The sequence below is a fragment of the Cryobacterium psychrophilum genome, from assembly GCF_004365915.1.
Classification (GTDB): Bacteria; Actinomycetota; Actinomycetes; order Actinomycetales; family Microbacteriaceae; genus Cryobacterium; species Cryobacterium psychrophilum.
The window spans coordinates 1,281,750-1,299,670 of record NZ_SODI01000001.1; the positions used below are offsets into that span (position 1 = coordinate 1,281,750).

The window sequence follows — 17,921 nt, forward strand, 5'->3', positions numbered from 1 at the left end:
CCTACCGGCTCGTGCCCACGGAAGCGGTATGCCCGAGCGCTGCACGCAGCAGCGGAGCGTTGTCTTTCGAGGGCGCCAGTTCCCCGGACTCTATACGCTCGGCGATAGCCAGAACTGCACTGTTCACGGGGGCCGTCGATCCGAGGGCTGCTTGCTGGCGCACTATGTAGCCGCTGAACGCATCGAGCTCTGCCCTGCGGCCCTTGTCCCAGTCCTGGAGAACGGCCACTCGGGTGTTCGGCAACGAATATGACTCGAGGACATTGTCGAGCAGGCTGATCGCGTACTCCTCCGAGTTGGTGACCCCGGCTGCGGCGCGGCCGAAGATCGGAGTCATGGTGATGCCGAGTTGCCGAGCCAGCCGGTACGCCTCACACGCGACCTCGTCCATCACCTCACGGATCCCCGGAATCCTGACGGCCTCAAGCAGGGGCACGTTCAGGATCGCGGACGGGAGCATCTCCGGGATGTTGGCGATGAGCTTCATCCACTTCGAAGCCCGGATGTTCGGGGAGACAACGACAGTGCCGCAATGCGCGAGTGCCTCAGCGACGTCGTCTAATGCCTGGCTGTGGCCGCCATCATAGGTGCCCACCGTGAGCCAGGTGCCGCTGGGCGGGATCTGCCGAACCACGACGCCGGGCTCGTACATGTTGGCGGCGATGCCGAGCACGGCACCTATCGTGCGATGCGGTCCGACGATCTCCGCAACGTCGTCGATCGTCATGCCGTTCTGCAGACCGACGACGACCGAGTCGTCATGGAGCAACGGCTTGATGAGTTCGGTGACCCATCTCGTGTCGTAGGTCTTGACGGAGATGAAGACGATGTCGAATGGCGCACGGAGTTCAGCGACCTCGCAAAGGTGTAGCGCGCGGACCGGAGTCAGCTCGGTGGTCTCCGGAAGGTGGACGGTGATTCCGTTCGCCCTCATCGCCTCCACATGGGCGGGCCACTGCTCGATGAACGTGACGTCGAGACCGGCGCGCACCATGTCCGCCCCCAGGGACGCACCGTTCGCCCCCGTTCCGACGACCGCAATCCTGATTCCCTCAGCCACCTGATTCACCTTTCACCGTGCTGTTCGGGTCCGCGCTCACACCGAGTGTGCGCAGACATCTGTTGTCATGGCGACTTCGACGCCCATAGCCCGGTGGACATAGCAGGTATTCGCCGCGACCTTGAGCAATGACCTGGTGTCATCCTGGGTCGCCCCACCGTGCAGGAACATCTCGGTCATGATCTCGCCGGCCGGGGCTGTGCCCTCGCCGGAGGGGTCGATCGAGGTGTACGAAGTGAGCTGGGCGAGGCTCGAGTCGGCGAGGTCGAGGCGTCGAACAGTCACGTACCTGCTCAACTGTGTGTGGTAGCAAAAGGCAGTTCCGATCGCAAACATCGCCAGCGGTGTCGGCGCGACCTTGCCCAGCGGATCCATGAGGACAACCCACCGGTCCGAGGTCATTTCGGGCAGTCCGGTGCTCGCTCGCATGAGACCCGTCTCGAGGTCCAGCTCACCACGAGCATCCACATAGAAGCCGACCGGGATCTCACTGGCGTCCATGCTCGAGTGGGTGGCAATTTTGTCTTTCGCTTCCGCTGGCTGCCCGCCACCATCGACGAAGGTGAACACCTGTTCAGCACTCTCCCCAGTGGCATCGGGCATGGAGTCGTAGCGGCTGCCTGGATCGGTGACTGTTGGGGCATCCCACACGGTAAGACCCTCGAGGGAGGTGGGCTCACCGTTGGTCTGCAGCGCAAAGAGACCCTCCTTGGCCTCCCGCATCGCCGCGACCGCCGGCGAGGTGCGCATCGCAGTGTCGACGATGTCGTCGATCTCAGATTCAGGCGCCGAACTGCGGACATCGAAGTCCCAGTCGAGACCGAAGATCAGCGCGACAGCTTTGCCCCGGGCAAACGACCCCTTGGACGCGAGGCCCTGGCTCACCCCGACGTGCAGGTACTCGAGTTCGATCGAACGGGCACGCGCTACCGCGGCAATGCGCGAGGCGACATCCGCCTGAAGACCGGCGAGCCAATGGAAGAGCGGTGCGGGCGCCAGGTTCGTTCCGCCCAGGCTTGCACCTTCGTCCGACTGCAGGCACCACGTGCGGCCGCTCGACTTCTCTTCGACGAGCCCCACCTTGTGGAACTTCCCGAGGCCGAACACCTCTGAGAGATAGGTCTCGGTACCTTTAGAACCGTAGGGCACAGCCGACGACGAGGTTACCTCGCGCGTCGGGTAGCCCCTGGACTCACTCACGTTCGTGCTGGGCACGAGACTGCCTGTTGTCGACATTGATACGGACCTCCTTGTTGGGACAAGAGTAGCAAGTGTACGCTCCCATTGAACAGCGATCTTCGCTGTTCAACTGCCTTCTGGTCAGAACGACCCTGTGACGAGTACGTAGCGATGATGCGTCGTTCCGTGCGCTGCGCCGTTTGCGCCGGCGAGCGGTGCGGTTTGGACGAGCGGTCGGCCAGACCCGCCATCCCATCGGCTCGGTACCGGCGGGTCCATTTGGAGACGATGGCCCGGAGAACTCCAGGCGTTCGGCGACGCGTGCCTGCACCCAGCCATCCTCGATGACAAGTTCGACGAGTTTGAGGCGCCCTGCCGGCGTCAGTGGTGCGTTGAAGTGGGTAACGTGTGAGATGAGGGCCTCCGTGGCATCGCTTGAGTGTGGTAACCCAATCGATACAGGAGGTCCTCACCTTTTTACGTCACGCCACGCGCACAACCTCCGTGGGAAGAACACCTAAGCTTCCGTTGTTCTCATTCACTGCTCGTGAAGAGTAAGAGCGCCGTGAAACCGCACCCAGCCAGCACCACGCATGCCCCTACCGTCAGGGTGAGTTGAGGCCAGTAGCTCAGAGCAAGTCCGTGATGCCATCTCTTGATTTAAGTAGCCGACGGTCCAGTTGGGCCCGTCGGAAATCACGGGCCCTCGCCGCCCTAGCTGAAACCGAGCATTCCGGGCAGCCACGTACTCAACGCAGGAACCAGGGAAATGAGCACCAGCACTAGCAGCATCGGAATGAAGAATGGCAGCACGCCCCTGATCACCTCTGGTACCGGGGCACCGGTGACGCTCGAAAGTACGAACAGTACTAGACCGACTGGTGGTGTAAGGAGACCGATCACCAGGTTGAAGATCATCATGACCGCGAACTGGATCGGGTCCACCCCGAAGGTGATGGCAACCGGTGCCAGCACAGGGACCAGAATTAGAATCGCCGCCGTGGGTTCGAGCACGGCGCCGATGATGAGCAGAAAGATGTTCACCAGCAGCAAGAACACGAACGGGTTGTCAGTGAAGTTCAAGATCATCTCTGCGGCCAGCTGAGGGGCTCGCTCACGGGCAAGTGTCCAGCCGAATAGCGCGGCCGAGGCGACGATCAGAAGCACGGATCCCGAAGTCTCCACAGTGGACAGCAGCATGCGGTAGATCGACTTCCACGTCAGCGCCCGGTAGGCGATCGCGAGGATGAAGAGGTAGAGCACGCCGATGCCGGAGGCCTCGGTCGGGGTGAAGATGCCAGAGAGAATGCCACCAAGCACCACGACCGCGGCTCCCGCCGCGGGCAGCGACCCCAGGAGCGTACGTCCACGCTCGCCCCAACCAGACTTGGGCAGACGCAGTTCCTCCCGATTGCGAGTCTGTACCCACACCATGAAGCACAGTGTTGCTACCAGCACAAGCGCCGGTACGATGCCTGCGACGAAGAGCGCACCCACTGACACACCGGCGGTCACCGCATAGATGATTGCTGGGATACTCGGCGGCAACATGGGAGCGATGAGCGATGACGCACCCGTCACGCCCAGGCTGAAGCTTCGATCGTACCCACGTTTCACCATGGCAGGCACCTGCACTCGGCCCATAGCTGCGGCGTCAGCAATCGCTGCTCCACTCATCCAAGAGAAACCGAAGCTCGTGCCGACGTTGACATAGCCAAGGCTGCCACGGATATGTCCGATCCAGGCAACACCCGCGTTGTAGAGTCGTTCCGAGATGCCCGACTCGTTTGCCAGTCCACCGAGCAAGATGAACAACGGAACCGCCAGCAGTGCGAAGCTGTTAACACCCGAAGCCATCTGTTGTGCCGCCGTCGCAAAGTTCGCAGTCGGATCGAATATAACGTACACGAGCGAAGGTACAAGTAGCGCAATCACCACGGGCACTCGCAGCGCGAGTAGTAGCAACAGGGCGGCAATCATAATAATGAGAGTCATGCTGCTTCTCCGATCTCTCCGTCAGTGGACTTGAGTTTTGGTTTTCCCCTGCGACGCAGATCGAACACAGTATTCAGCACGCCGTGAACGAAGATCAGCAGAAATCCGACAGCAACGGCCAGGTAGAGCAAACTCGTCGAAATACCTGCCGCGGGCGACTTAAGGCCTACCGTCGCGAGCGCGAGCTGGACACCTGCCCAAGTCATGACCACAGAAGTGATCAGTACGACACTTATCGCAAAGCCGTTGACCACGCGCTTCGACTTCAATCCGAGTTTGTCGACCAGCAGATCGACGGAGATATGCCCTCGTCGTGCCATGACGAAACCGGCGCTAACGAAGGCGAGCCAGACCAGCGTGAAACGGGCGGTCTCCTCGGTCCAACTCAGCGGCGCCTGGAAGACGTATCGGCTGGTCACCTGCAGCAGGACAAGAACCAGGGTGACCAGCAGTGCCAGGGAAGCCACCACCCGCTCTGTCGTCACTAAGACGAACACCAGACGACTCGACTTCTCGAGCTCGTCAGGTTGATCCGGAGTCATGAGTTCATCGGTCATCGTGATGCACCCCGCGTGAACGCGTCTGGTCAACCCGGCGCTCAGACGCACACTGGGCGAAGTCGCACGGTGATAAATGCCCGCTCTTCGTCGCACTACAAAATTTCATGAATGGGCTCCTTGAAAGCCGGGGTACGCCCGAAGTTGAAAGACGGGGTGCGCCCCAAAGTTGAAAGCCGGGGCGCGCCCCAAGGCCATGCGTAACTATCCTGAGAACGAATCGGCGGTCGGAGCTTCGGAGCTCTTGCACCTCCGCCCCAACCGCCGTTCGTTAGTCGTTCGTGGCGCTACTCAACGCCCTTCGCGAATACTGTTATAAAAATCCCCATACACGGGGTCAGCCGACCAATGCTCTTGCACTGTCTTCTTCATCTCATCGAGACCCGAAGGCACGTGGACATTAATACTGCCATCGTTCTTCCACTCGGCAAGAGTCTCTTCCTCTGCTGAGACGATGCAGTCGTAAACCGATTCCGATGCCGTATCGAATGCGGCGTCGAGGGCTTCATTCTGCTCGTCTGTGAGCGAGTCCTCGAGGTTGGCGTTCGACACAACGAAGAGCCCTTGGACCATGTGACCGGTCAGATTGATGTAGTCCTGCACCTCGTTTAGTTTCGAAGCGGCGATCGTGGGAATTGGGTTCTCCTGCGCATCGATGACGCCCTGCTGCAGCCCAAGGTAGACCTCGCCGAGCGCCATCGGAGTGCCTACTCCGCCCAGCAGCTCGATATTGCGCATGAACATGGGCGCGTCCGGCGTGCGTATTTTCAGGCCCGCGAGATCACTGGGGCTGTCCAGTGGCTTGTTCGCCGTCATGTGGCGCGCACCGTAATACCAGGACGACTGAATCTTTAGACCAGTGTCCGACTCGAGCTGGCCAAAAAGCTCGTCAAACGCCCCATTGTTCGCCGACTCGCGGAAATGCTCCGCATCGTCGAACAGGTAGCCTGCGTCGAGCACGGCCATCGGGTCGTACCAGGTGCCGAGGAAGGAGCCGCCCGAGATCGCGAAATCCAACGTGCCCATCGACACCTGCTCGAGCGATTCGCTGTCATTGGCTAGCTGTGCGGAGGGGTAGCTTTCCACCCGAAGGCCGCTTCCCTCAAGCCCGTTGTTCAGCGCCGGCACACCGCAGGTTTCGAAGGGGTGAGTCGCCTCATACGCGTGTGAGAAGCGGAGTACGCGTTCTTCCTGGTCTGCGGAGGCGCTGCTACAGCCCGAGAGCCCGAGAGCGCCTGCAGCAGCAGCGGCCACCACCACCAAACCGAATCTACGATTTTTCATATTTACTGTTCCTCCTTGAACAACGACACAGCATTATCGCGGCGCGAACTTAATTGTATCCAATAATGTCAAAAAGCAAAATTTACTAATTATTCGACTGGCCGGAACTAGAGCGTGAAAAGCACAATAATTTGGTGACGCCGGGCATAGCACCCATAGATTGTGCGGATTAGTCCGGTCACGCAGGGCGCATCTGCCCTGCCCAGTGGAAGGCGAAGACCCTATGACGATCCTGTCTGCCGAAAAGATTGGATCCTAGTGTGACGATTGCAGATTCCACGAACCGACGTCTAGATGAGTGAGCCCTAATGGTCGTAGGCGATGAGGGATCGTTTGTGGGGTGTTCCGAGAAGCCAGTTGTGCCAGATTCCCGCGGCGAGGGCGAGTAGGCGGCCGACGACGCGGGAGAAAACGCCGGGAATGGTGCGTCCGCCGTGGTCTTCGCGGGTGAGTTGTCCTTTGAGGGTGTCGAAGACGGACTCGACCTATTGACGGATACCGCCCAGTTTCCCAAAGCGTTTCTTCTCGTCTTTGCGGTCGGGTCTGATCAGGTGCGCTCCAAGTTCACCGGTGATGAACCCGTCGAACTCGCGTCGGGGGAAGCCTTTGTCTCCGATGATGATCTGGCCGGGGCGGATGAGGTGTCGGTCGTGCCGGAGCATGTTTTCTGCGGCTTCGAGTTCACCGATTTTGGAGTTGGCCAGGCCCCAGACGACGGGCATCCCGTCGGGGGTGCAGATCAGGTAAAGCCGGAAGCCCCAGAAATAGCGGGAGTGTGATGCGCAGTAGCCATCGCCGGCGTGACCGGCCAGATCGGAGCGTTTCACGGTCTCTCGTGATTTTCCGCAGGAATCCGGCCACTAACGCGGCAGGATTCCGGAGCCGAAACGGCCTACAAAGAGTCGATCACACACAGGTGGCCCACTGCATCGGTAATCCGACGCTCAACCCCGGGAAATTACACATAGACAATGGATATAACCCCGAGGCGGTGTGACTCACAATTACACCGACGCCGGTCACACGGTTGTCTTTGAGCGGATCTGTCCACCGTTTCGGGGCCATTGTCACCCAACGATTTGGCGGCCATGACTTGATAGGAGCTTGACCGCGACGTCTCACCTTTGTGCTGTCTTCCCGTCCGGTCCGTGGTGACTTCCCGTATTTCCAACGACGGAAGGACGCAGTTATGACCGCCACGACACACCTTTCCTCCTTGGACAGTGACCACATTCCACCGGGAATCTATGTCGGGGTCGATACCCACAAAGACACCCACCATGTTGCTGCGGTCGACGAACTCGGCCGCGCTCTCGCGGACAAAGAAATCCTCGCCGTGGGCAGCGGCTACAGCCAGAGCCTCGACTTCCTCCACAGCCTCGGCATCGTCCAAGCAGTGGGCGTCGAAGGCACCGGATCTTACGGAGCCGAACTCGCCCGCACCCTTGCGACCGCCGGCATGCGAGTCGTGGACGTCGCCCGCACGGACCGCTCCGAACGCCGCCTGCGCGGCAAGTCCGACCCGATCGACGCACGACAAGCGGCACTGTCCGTCCTCGCAGGCCGTGGATTGGCCACGCCCAAACAACGCGACGGCCGGGCAGAATCCATCCGGATGCTTCTGGCCGAACGCTCCTCCGCCGCCAAGGCCCGCACCGCCACGATCAACCAGATTCATGCTCAACTCGTGACCGCACCCGAGGCGGTCCGGGCTGACTTCCGCCGCTATGAGGGCGAGAAACTCCTTCAGGTCGTGGGGCGGACACGACCTCTGAAAGGCGCGACTCCCGACCACACCAGCAGGCTCTGCCTCAAACGCCTCGCCCAGCGCACCCAGATGCTCGAGGGCGAGATCGTCGATATCGATGCCCAGCTCGGGGATCTCACCCGGCTGAGCAACCCCGCACTACTCTCCGCCCATGGAGTTGGACCGGTCGTCGCGGGCACCCTGTTGGCGACGCTGGGTGATAATCCAGATCGCATTGGCAACAAAGCGCAGTTCGCCGCGATCTGCGGCGTTGCCCCTATCCCAGCATCCTCTGGAGTGCGCCACCGACATCGCCTCTCCCGCGGCGGCGACCGCCAGGCCAACGCCGCACTGCACCGCATCGTCCTTAGCCGGCGCCGCCACAAAGACCCCCGCACAATGGCCTACTTCGATAAACGCCGCGCCGAGGGTCTCTCAGATCGCGACATCGTCCGCTGCATCGAACGACACGTCGCGAACGAGATCTTCGCCCTGCTCACCAACCCAGAAATCAGTACTCCCCAGGGACCCCTCCTGCGCCAGCGGCGTCAAACGCTCCAGCTGGCCATGACCGAAGTTGCCCACCAAATGGGCGTCCCCTACCAGCGCCTTCGGCGCCTGGAACTGGGCGAACGCTCCGATGCAGAACTCCAAAACACCTACGAAACCTGGCTCGACAAACTCACGGAAGACGAGTCCAGTACAGCCCAAAAAGCCGCTTGACAACGATAGGAGCATCCACTCGGAGGAACGCAACCCTCGACGCCTGCGCCGGCGACCGCAAGACTGGGCAGCTGCTCTTCACCGACCTCCGCACGCCGATGGATCGGCGCACGGCGTACCGGCGTATCAAGTCGCTCGGCAAGCGTGCAGGGCTCCCCGCCGGCTTGCATCCGCACACCCTGCGCCATAGTGCGATCACTGCGGCGCTGGACTCTGGAGCGACGTTGCGTGACGCGCAGATCTTCGCTCGGCATTCAGATCCTCGCATGACCAACCGCTACGACCACAACCGGGGCAACCTCGACCGGCACGCAGCGCACGGGCTTGCGGCCTACTTCGCGGGCGCAGCGTAGGCGTACGAAAAAGCCCCGCCATTCTTCGGAGTGGCGGGGCTTTTCGTTATTATCGGTCAGCGTCTAGTATCCGGCTGCACCCAGCGGATGCCCTCGCCAGAGGCGGGTGCGTACTTCACCTCTGTGATTGAGGCGTCCCGTGCGGTAACGAATGTGAACCAACCACGAATGCACTCGCCGGGCGCGATTGCCGCATCCCCAAAAGTAAGGTTCGGTTCTGGAAAAGATGAGTAACCGGTCGAGGAGGCTTGGAACTGTCGGTTATCACTTGATACAAGACGCCACGGGTCGGAAGTCAGATACGCCTCGGGAGTGCTCCCGTTGCAGTTCTCCACGTCGATGGAGCTCCATCGGTCTGAGGTGTTCGGGGGCTGTGGGCCGTCAGGTGCAGAGTCAAGGACTAGCTCGTGCAGCGTCACCGTCCAGTCGCCGTTGTGGGTATAGGGCACCCCGATTGTGGGCACTGCGTCTGCAGGTGTCGGAGTGGGAGTTGGGGAAGGGGTAACTGTGGGTGTGGCCGCCTGTATAACGGGTTCAGCCACGGCTGGCTCCGCGGCGCCCGCACATCCGGCAAGCAGCAAAACGGCGCCGGCACCGACGATCAACATTGACTTCATGGTTCCCCATATGTTGCCACGAGCCTATCGATCGCGCCCCGGACCGCAGTCTATTCCGGGCGGCATCGTGAGGCATGGACATTTCTGAGCTCATCGTCATCCTGGCCGTATCAACTTTCGTTGTCACCGGCATTCTCTACTGGACGATACGGAACGGCGTGACTGCAGCCTTGCGCAGCGTGAGCGCCGACCCGACCGGGCAGAAGGCCGGCGCGAGTCGGCTCACTGGCGACTGAGCCCGGATCCCGGAACGCCCCCAGCTACCCTCGCCTCGAGGTGTGGCTGGGGGCGTTTGGCTTTGGGCTATTGCCTGGCCACCATCCGTGATGGCAAAGCGTCGGGTAAACGATGGATTGGGGACAAATCGCGACCGCTACTAAAAAGCGAAACCCCCTACATCCCAGTCGAGAGTAAGGGGAGAGAGGGCCGGCCACGAGACTCGAACTCGTAACCCCCACTTTACAAGAGTGGTGCGCTACCAATTGCGCCAGGCCGGCATGAGGTATTTCGACCTCAAGCCTCCATCCTAGCCGCACCGCAAGAGGTACACGCACGGGGTTTCGGCGCGCCGACGGTTGCTGGTTCAGGAGAACCGGCCCGCGGCATCCGCTCTGCTGCGTCTTTTCGCGGCTCCCCGGCCTCACCGGGCGCGGATCTCCTGAACTAGCAACGCGTGGGGCACGAAGGACCTTCGGGCGCGTCAGCCCGAAGGCCGCTAGCCGGCAGGAGTCGTAGCCGCCGGCGTGGGCGTCGACGTCGACGTCGACGTCGAGTAGCTCTCGCCGACCGACTGAAGCACGAAGGCCGCGAATTCCTTCGGATCTTTCAGGCTGCCCTGATACTGCTTGCCGTCAACCAACACCGTAGGAGTCGATGCGATGGCGGAGATGGCGGAGTTGGGAATCGGGCCGTTCGTGGCGCGGTCCGTGGCGGCGATGACCCAGGACTTGTAGGTCTCGTCGGTGATGCAGGTGTTGATCTCGGAAAGAGACTTGCTGACACCCGACGCCTTCACAACGTCCTGCAGGTCAGAGTCACTGCGACCGACGGTGTTTTCCTCCGGCTGATCGACAAAGAGCGCGGAGTTGAAGGCGTAGAAGTCATCGGGCGAGTAGTTGGCGACGCAGGCGGCGGCGTTCGCCGCGCGCAGCGAGTACTGGCTTCCGGCGGAACGACCGGTCAGAATGGCGATCGGGTGAATCTCGACCGTCGCGGCCCCGGACTCTACCCACTGGGCGATCTGGTCGCCGTTGGTGGTTTCGAACTCGCCGCAGAAGGGGCAGAGGTAGTCCACGTACACCCGAATGTTGGCCACGGTCCCGGTCGCGTCCGGCTTGGAGGCCACGGGCGTCGCATCAGGCTGCAGGGCGCTCGTCGTCACGGCGGTGAGACCTTCGCCGAGGAGGAGTCCGTCGCTGGCCATGTTCGCGGGGCCGGGAACGGCCGGACGAATCGAATTCATGATGACGAGGGCCACAACCACCACGATCCCCAGGGCAGCGACACCGATGCCACCCTGCAGGAAGATCTTGTTTCTGCGGTCTTTCTTCTGCTGCTCGACACGCAGCTGCTTGGCTTTTTTCCTCGCCGCATCGCGTCGCTGGTTCTTTGAAGGACGGTTGTCGCTCGTTCCGTCAGTAGTCATAAATGCCCGCTCCGCAAGGTCGATGTGTGCCCAGTTTTAATGCTGATGCAGTGCAAATAATACGGCCCCGCGCTGGGAGTCAACCACAGGGAGTCCCCTCAACGCCCCCCGAAATGTTCTATGCCGACGGCGTCGCGGGCGAATATGCAATACTGAAAAGGTTCGACGGGTCTTTTTCGAGGACCGTCATACGAACCAAATCCTATTCACAACGGATCGTCCGGCACGTACCTGCCGGTGAAGGAGATTTAAAACCATGGCTTCAGTGACTTTTGACAAGGCAACCCGCCTCTACCCGGGTTCCACTCGCCCAGCTGTTGATCAGCTCGACCTACAGGTCGCCGATGGTGAGTTCCTCGTTCTCGTTGGACCTTCCGGTTGCGGAAAGTCCACCTCGCTCCGCATGCTCGCGGGCCTCGAAGAGGTCAACGACGGTGACATCTTCATCGGTGACCGCAACGTTACGGATGTCCCGCCGAAAGACCGCGACATCGCCATGGTTTTCCAGAACTACGCTCTCTACCCGCACATGACCGTGGCCGAGAACATGGGCTTCGCGCTCAAGATCGCCGGGATCAACAAGGACGAGCGCGCGGCCCGCGTGCTGGAGGCTGCCAAGCTCCTCGACCTCGAGCCATACCTGAGCCGCAAACCGAAGGCTCTCTCCGGTGGTCAGCGCCAGCGTGTGGCCATGGGTCGCGCCATCGTGCGTCAGCCCCAGGTATTCCTCATGGACGAGCCCCTGTCCAACCTCGACGCCAAGCTGCGCGTGCAGACTCGCACCCAGATCGCCAGCCTGCAGCGTCGCCTCGGCGTCACCACGGTCTACGTCACCCACGACCAAACCGAGGCGCTCACCATGGGGGACCGCATCGCCGTTCTGAAAGACGGCATCCTGCAGCAGGTCGGCTCCCCCCGCGACCTGTACGCCAAGCCGCAGAACGTGTTCGTGGCCGGATTCATCGGCAGCCCGGCGATGAACCTGTTCCTCGCCGACACCATCGATGGCGGCATCAAGTTCGGAACCTCCACGATTCCCGTTGCGCGCGAGACCCTCGCCGGCGTTGCCGGTAAGAAGGTCACCGTGGGAGTGCGCCCCGAGGACATCCAGATGTCGAGCACCCCTGGCGCAGGCCTGCAGATCGAGGTCGACCTCGTCGAGGAACTCGGCGCCGACGGTTACCTCTACGGTCACTCCACCATCGAGGGCAAGCGCACCGACGTCGTCGCCCGCGTCGACGGTCGCTCGCACCCCTCGGCCGGCGAGACGGTGTACCTCACCGCCACGCCGAACCACCTGCACGTGTTCGACTCCGAGAGCGGTCTCCGCCTCGGTGGCGCCGTAACCGACTAGGTTCACTCAGCTCGGTTTCAACAGTCTGGTCTCGACCGGCTCAGCCGGCGCAGGAATGCGCTGGTTGAGCCGGTCGAGACCATTTTTTTCTCCAAACGTTAGGCTCGTTTCATGAGTGGTTCCCTCAACATCACGTCAGCCATCGCCGACCCGGCCCTTCTCGACCTGCCCTGGCAGCTTCCGCTCGATGCCTGGCCCAACGACGCCATCGCGTCTCTGCCCAAGGGCCTCTCGCGCCACCTCGTGCGGTTCGCCCACCTCAGCGGACGTGTCGTGGCCATCAAAGAGACCACGAGTGAGATGGCTCGCGGGGAGTACGACATGCTCCGCAACCTGCAGGGCCTCGAAGTGCCGTGCGTCGAGCCCGTCGCCGTGATCACCAATCGAACGGATGAGGACGGCCAGCCGCTGAACTCCGTGCTCGTCACCCGGCATCTCAAGTTCTCGCTCCCCTACCGCGCCCTGTACTCGCACACCCTTCGCCCCGACACCGCCACGCGACTCATCGACGCCCTCGCGGTACTGCTCGTGCGGGTGCACATGGTCGGCTTCTTCTGGGGCGATGTGTCGCTGTCGAATACCCTGTTCCGTCGTGACGCCGGAGCGTTCGCCGCCTACCTCGTCGACGCCGAAACTGGTCAGCTCTACGCCGGCGGCCTGTCCAACGGCCAACGCGAGAACGACCTCGAAATTGCGCGGGTCAACATTGCCGGCGAGCTCATGGACCTCGAGGCGGGCGGCCGAGTGGCCGACGAGCTTGACCCCATTCGGGTGAGCAACGGGATCGTCGCCGCCTACCGCTCGCTCTGGAAGGAACTCACCGGCTCCGAGTCCTTCGCAAGCTCCGAACGTTGGCGCATCACCCAGCGGGTGGAACGCCTCAACGAACTCGGCTTCGATATTGAAGAACTGACGATCAAGACCGACACCGACGGCACGAAGGTACGCATCCAGCCGAAGGTCGTGGACGCCGGCCACCACCAGCGTCGCCTGCTGCGACTCACCGGGCTCGACGCCGAGGAAAACCAGGCTCGCCGCCTACTCAACGACCTCGACTCCTACCGCGCATCATACGGAAAGGTCGAAGCCGACGAGGACATGGTGGCGCACGAGTGGCTCGTGCGCGTTTTTGAACCCGTCGTGCGAGCCATCCCCGTCGAGATGCGCGGAAGACTCGAACGCGCAGAGGTGTTTCACCAGATGCTGGACCACCGCTGGTACATGGCGCAGAACCAGTCCCGCGACATTCCGCTGGCCGAGGCCGTGAGCTCCTACGTGCAAGACGTGCTGCGGCACCGGCGCGACGAGGCCACCATGATGGACCCGCCCACGGAGTCGATCACGCTGCCGATCCAGGTGATCCGCTCCGACGACGAGAAGGAAGACGCCGGCACAGACCCCGACGACGCGAACGACTGGAAACTCAAGGTCTAAGCACTCCCGCCGCACGCGGGCGGAACGACGAAGGGGTGACGAATGCCGCGGCATCCGTCACCCCTTCATGGTGCGATGGGCAGTGCCTAGGCCTGTTTCGCTGCCTTGATCGCGGCGCGCAGTCGAGATACCTCGTAAAGGGTGACTCCGACGGCGATGCCCGCGTTGAGGGACTCGGTCGAGGCGCTGATCGGGATGGAGACGATCGCGTCGCAGGTCTCGGTGACGAGGCGGGACAGCCCCTTACCCTCGCTGCCCACGACGATGACGATCGGCCGCTCGGCAAAGCCCTGGCCGAGCTCGGGAAGCTGTACGTCGCCGTCGCCGTCGAGGCCGAGCACGAATACGCCCTGTTCCTTGAGCGCCTTGAGCGTCTGGGTGAGGTTGCTGGCCATGGCCACGGGCGTGCGGGCCGCGGCGCCGGCCGACGTCTTCCACGCCGAAGCGGTGACGCCCACGGAACGACGCTGCGGCACGATTACGCCGTGTCCGCCGAACGCCGCCGTGGAGCGGATGATCGCACCCAGGTTACGCGGATCGGTGATGCCGTCGAGGGCCACGAAAACCGGCTTGTGGCCGCGGCTGATCGTGAGCTGCAACAGTTCCATGGGGTGTGCGTATTCGTAGGCCGGAACCTTGAGCGCGAGGCCCTGGTGCACGGAATCGCGCCCGGCGAGACGGTCGAGCTCGGGGCGCATGACCTCGAGGATGGGAATATTTCGGCTCGTGGCCATGAGGAGAACCTCTTTGACCCGCTCATCCATTTCGATGCGCGATGCGATGTAGAGCGTGGTCGCGGGGATCTTGGCTCGGAGCGCCTCGACGACCGAGTTACGACCGGTGACGATTTCGTGCTCGTCCACCTGCTTGGCCCGACGCGTGGAGGCGCCGCCTCCACCGGAATTGCCGGTGCTGCGCTGTCCGGGCTGCGAGGCCCCGCGGGAGCCCTGCGACGCGCCGCGGCTTGACCCACGGGCACCGCCGCGTGCGGCGCCCTCGTTTGTGCTGTCCTTGGTCGGACGCGATGCGAACCCACCGGCCGCGGCGAAGCGATCCTTGGCGGCCTTCTTTTTTCCGGCGGGGTGGTACGGCCGGTCTTCGGCCTTGGGTGTGGGCTTCTTGCCCTCCAGCGCCTGGCGACCCTGGCCGCCTGAGCCGACCTGGCCGCCGCGGCTGCCCTTGCGCACGGACCCGGTGCGTGCCTTGCGGTCTGTGTTCTTCATCAGTCAAAACTCCAATGGGCACCCGAGGGTGTGTCTTCGATGGTTATTCCGGCGGCGACGAGTTCGTCCCGGATACGGTCTGCGGCTTGATAGTCGCGGGTTTCCCTGGCGGTTTCGCGATCCTTGAGCAGACGCTCAACGAGGGCGGTGAGGGCAACCATGGCGGGCTCATCCGTTGCTACCGACCATCCGGTCGATAGCGGGTTGATTCCGAGAACTTCGCTCATAGCGAGCACTTCACCACGGGCGGAAGCCGCCGCGTGCAGGTCTTCGGCGTCGAGCGCCGCATTACCGGTGCGAACGGTGTCATGCAACACCCCGAGCGCCTGGGGAACGGCAAGGTCGTCGTCCATGGCCTCCGCGAATTCCACGGGGACGACGAGCGCGCCGGAGCCGGCAAAACGTGTGTCAGCCAGACGGCGGTCGGCACGGTCGAGAAAGCTCTCCACGCGTTCGAGTGCGGCCTCGGCCTCCAACAGGGCGCCGTCGTGGTAGTCGATCGTCGAACGATAGTGAGCAGCGCCGAGGTAATAGCGCACCACGATGGCGCGGGCCTGGTTGAGCAGCTCGGCGGCGTAGATGGAGTTGCCAAGCGACTTGCTCATCTTCTGCCCGTTCACATGCACGAGGCCGTTGTGCACCCAGTAGGTCGCGAAGGGGTCGCCCGCCGCCGTGGACTGCGCGACTTCGTTCTCGTGGTGCGGGAAGCGCAGGTCGAGGCCGCCGCCGTGAATGTCGAACGCCGCACCGAGGTAGCGCACCGCCATGGCGGAGCACTCGATATGCCAGCCCGGGCGGCCGGAGCCCCACGGGGAGTCCCAGGAGGCGGACTCGGGCTCGTCGGCTTTACGACCCTTCCAGAGGGCGAAGTCGCGCGGGTCGCGCTTGGCGCGAGGGTCCGCATCCGCTGCCGCTTCCATGTCGCCATGGCCCTGACGGGTGAGGTCGCCGTAGGCGTCCCAGCTGGCGGTTTCAAAGTACACATCATGGGAGTCGTCGCTCGCCGGATAGGCATGGCCCAGATCAATGAGCCGCGTGATCAGGTTCTGCATCTCCTGGATGCTCGCCGTCGCTCGCGGTTCGTACGTGGGCGCGAGAATTCCGAGGCGCTGGTAGCCGGCCGTGAACTCGAGCTCGTAACGATAGGCGAGCGCCCACCATTGCTCGCTTGAGCCCTGCGCGTTGACCAGGATTTTGTCGTCAATGTCCGTCACGTTGCGAATGAAGGTGACGTCGAGACCGCGATAGGTGAGCCAGCGGCGCAACTGGTCGTACACGAGTGCGCTGCGCAGGTGGCCGATGTGTGGGCTCGACTGCACGGTGGGTCCACACACGTAGATTCCGGCCTTGCCCGGTTCAAGGGGGACAAAGTCACGGAGGGCCTGGGCCTGGGAATCGTAGAGTCGCATGGTCACACATCCAAGCTTAGGACAGGGCGCATGACGGTCGGCCGGGTGAGCGGGGCACGAGGCACCAGCAGTGCCGTCGCCGTGGCGGCGATGCCCTCGCCACGGCCGGTGAAGCCGAGTGCATCCGTGGTCGTCGCGGCGATGTTCACCGGGGCCTGCAGCAGGCCGGCGAGTAACGCCTCCGCCTCGCCACGGCGGGGTGCGAACCGGGGGCGGTTGCCGATGATCTGCACCGACACGTTGCCCACCGCGAAGCCGGCCTCGGCCACGAGGCGCAGGGTCTCGGTGAGAAACACGTCGCCGTGTGCGCCGGCGAAGCGGGCATCCGATGTGCCGAAGATGCCGCCGATGTCGCCGAGTCCGGCAGCGCCGAGCAGGGCATCGCAGACGGCGTGCACGGCCACGTCGCCGTCGCTGTGGCCGGAGAGCCCGCGCTCCCCCGGCCAGTTGAGGCCTGCGAGCCAGAGTTCGGCGGTGTCACTGAAGGCGTGCACGTCGAGGCCGGTTCCGATGCGCGGCACGATGATGGCGCCGGGAGCGGGCGCGAGCAGAAGCCCGGCGCGTTCGAGGTCGTTCGGGGTGGTGATTTTGAAGGCGAGCGGCGAACCCTCGATCACACGCACGGCGTGACCCGCGGCGGCCACGAGCGCCGCGTCATCCGTTGCCTCATCGGCGAGCGTGTCGTGGGCTGCCACGAGAACGGCGCGGGGAAAGCCCTGTGGCGTCTGCACGGCCGACAGCTCGGCGCGGTCGACGGTGTCGAGAATGAGATCGGATGCGTCGACGCGTTTGATCGTGTCGACCACAGCGAGTCCGGGGATCACCCCGGCACCGGTGGCTCGCACGGCGGCAACGACGCGGTCGCACAGGTCTGAGGGGGTCAGTGCGCGGGCGGCGTCATGCACGAGCACGATCTCGACCTCGGCGTCGAGGGCTGCGAGGCCGCGGTCGACGGACTGCTGACGTGTGGTCCCGCCGGCCACCACGCTGACCGGGCCCAGCGCCTCGCGCGCCGCGGAGGCGTCGGCAGCGACGGCGCGTGCCTCGCCAACGCGGTCCTCCGGCGCGACCACAATCACCTGAACGGCCTCCGACATGCCAAAGACACCCAGCAGCGCGTGCTCGAGCAGAGTCCGGCCCTGAAGGTGCACGAAAGCCTTGGGATGAGAGCGACCAAGCCTCGTGCCACTTCCGGCAGCGACCACAATGACCCCGACCGTGGGAGCGGGTGTTTCAGTCATGTCTGGCGGCTATCTGCTGGGTTGATTGGACGGATGAACGAGGCGGTGCGCTGGCGGAACGCAAGCGAAAGGCGGCACCTCGCGGCACCGCCTTTCTCAG

The 17,921-nt window shown here is 63.2% G+C and carries 15 protein-coding genes, 1 tRNA gene and 1 pseudogene; 5 read left to right on the forward strand and 12 right to left on the reverse strand.

What is annotated here, in order from left to right; all coding sequences use genetic code 11:
- Position 1 precedes the first annotated feature (1 nt).
- The 7 genes and pseudogenes from EDD25_RS05890 to EDD25_RS05920 all read right to left on the reverse strand — a co-directional run.
- On the reverse strand, positions 2-1,060 hold the full coding sequence (locus tag EDD25_RS05890; protein WP_241986261.1) for a ketopantoate reductase family protein: 1,059 nt from the start codon (positions 1,058-1,060) through the stop codon (positions 2-4).
- A gap of 36 nt (positions 1,061-1,096) precedes the next feature.
- Entirely contained in the window at positions 1,097-2,296 is a 1,200-nt protein-coding gene (locus EDD25_RS05895) for an OsmC family protein (RefSeq protein ID WP_134172463.1), read from the reverse strand.
- A complete protein-coding gene (locus EDD25_RS18355) occupies positions 2,257-2,712 on the reverse strand; it encodes a leucine zipper domain-containing protein (RefSeq protein ID WP_134172464.1) in 456 nt (151 codons plus the stop codon). Before EDD25_RS18355 ends, EDD25_RS05895 begins: the two co-directional genes overlap by 40 nt.
- A 241-nt stretch (positions 2,713-2,953) precedes the next feature.
- Complete coding sequence (locus EDD25_RS05905) at positions 2,954-4,234, reverse strand: TRAP transporter large permease (protein WP_134172465.1); 1,281 nt, start codon at positions 4,232-4,234, stop codon at positions 2,954-2,956.
- Positions 4,231-4,791, reverse strand: a complete 561-nt coding sequence (locus tag EDD25_RS05910; RefSeq protein WP_134172466.1) for a TRAP transporter small permease — start codon at positions 4,789-4,791, stop codon at positions 4,231-4,233. Before EDD25_RS05910 ends, EDD25_RS05905 begins: the two co-directional genes overlap by 4 nt.
- 291 nt (positions 4,792-5,082) lie before the next feature.
- A complete protein-coding gene (locus tag EDD25_RS05915) occupies positions 5,083-6,075 on the reverse strand; it encodes a DctP family TRAP transporter solute-binding subunit (RefSeq protein WP_134172467.1) in 993 nt (330 codons plus the stop codon).
- Positions 6,076-6,380: 305 nt separating this feature from the next.
- Positions 6,381-6,932, reverse strand: a pseudogene (locus EDD25_RS05920) (transposase); the annotation flags it as partial.
- Between the two features lie 332 nt (positions 6,933-7,264).
- On the opposite strand from EDD25_RS05920, the gene EDD25_RS05925 reads away from it, so the two are divergent.
- From EDD25_RS05925 to EDD25_RS17470, 3 genes are all read left to right on the forward strand, one after another.
- Positions 7,265-8,545, forward strand: a complete 1,281-nt coding sequence (locus EDD25_RS05925) for an IS110 family RNA-guided transposase (protein ID WP_134172468.1) — start codon at positions 7,265-7,267, stop codon at positions 8,543-8,545.
- On the forward strand, positions 8,542-8,898 hold the full coding sequence (locus tag EDD25_RS05930) for a tyrosine-type recombinase/integrase (protein WP_134172469.1): 357 nt from the start codon (positions 8,542-8,544) through the stop codon (positions 8,896-8,898). Before EDD25_RS05925 ends, EDD25_RS05930 begins: the two co-directional genes overlap by 4 nt.
- A 691-nt stretch (positions 8,899-9,589) precedes the next feature.
- Positions 9,590-9,751 carry a hypothetical protein gene (locus tag EDD25_RS17470; RefSeq protein WP_166671210.1) on the forward strand — a complete coding sequence of 54 codons (162 nt, stop codon included), beginning with the start codon at positions 9,590-9,592 and terminating at the stop codon, positions 9,749-9,751.
- Between the two features lie 188 nt (positions 9,752-9,939).
- On the opposite strand, the gene EDD25_RS05935 is transcribed toward EDD25_RS17470, so the two are convergent.
- Positions 9,940-10,012: transfer RNA gene (locus tag EDD25_RS05935), tRNA-Thr, on the reverse strand.
- Positions 10,013-10,230: 218 nt separating this feature from the next.
- Entirely contained in the window at positions 10,231-11,160 is a 930-nt protein-coding gene (locus EDD25_RS05940; protein ID WP_134172470.1) for a DsbA family protein, read from the reverse strand.
- A 256-nt stretch (positions 11,161-11,416) separates the two neighbouring features.
- On the opposite strand from EDD25_RS05940, the gene EDD25_RS05945 reads away from it, so the two are divergent.
- Positions 11,417-12,514, forward strand: coding sequence for an ABC transporter ATP-binding protein (locus EDD25_RS05945; RefSeq protein WP_134172471.1), 1,098 nt, complete (start codon positions 11,417-11,419; stop codon positions 12,512-12,514).
- 111 nt (positions 12,515-12,625) lie between these two features.
- Positions 12,626-13,948 (forward strand): DUF4032 domain-containing protein, encoded by a 1,323-nt coding sequence (locus EDD25_RS05950; RefSeq protein ID WP_134172472.1) that lies wholly within the window; start codon positions 12,626-12,628, stop codon positions 13,946-13,948.
- A gap of 86 nt (positions 13,949-14,034) precedes the next feature.
- Here the strand turns inward: EDD25_RS05950 and rlmB are convergent, their stop codons facing one another.
- The 3 genes from rlmB to ispD are packed head-to-tail and all read right to left on the reverse strand — an operon-like array spanning position 14,035 to position 17,821.
- Positions 14,035-15,171 (reverse strand): 23S rRNA (guanosine(2251)-2'-O)-methyltransferase RlmB, encoded by a 1,137-nt coding sequence (gene rlmB, locus EDD25_RS05955; protein ID WP_134172473.1) that lies wholly within the window; start codon positions 15,169-15,171, stop codon positions 14,035-14,037.
- Positions 15,171-16,586, reverse strand: coding sequence for a cysteine--tRNA ligase (cysS, locus tag EDD25_RS05960; protein WP_134172474.1), 1,416 nt, complete (start codon positions 16,584-16,586; stop codon positions 15,171-15,173). Before cysS ends, rlmB begins: the two co-directional genes overlap by 1 nt.
- Complete coding sequence (gene ispD / locus EDD25_RS05965; RefSeq protein ID WP_134172475.1) at positions 16,583-17,821, reverse strand: 2-C-methyl-D-erythritol 4-phosphate cytidylyltransferase; 1,239 nt, start codon at positions 17,819-17,821, stop codon at positions 16,583-16,585. The genes cysS and ispD overlap by 4 nt, the downstream gene beginning before the upstream one ends.
- Positions 17,822-17,921: the final 100 nt, after the last annotated feature.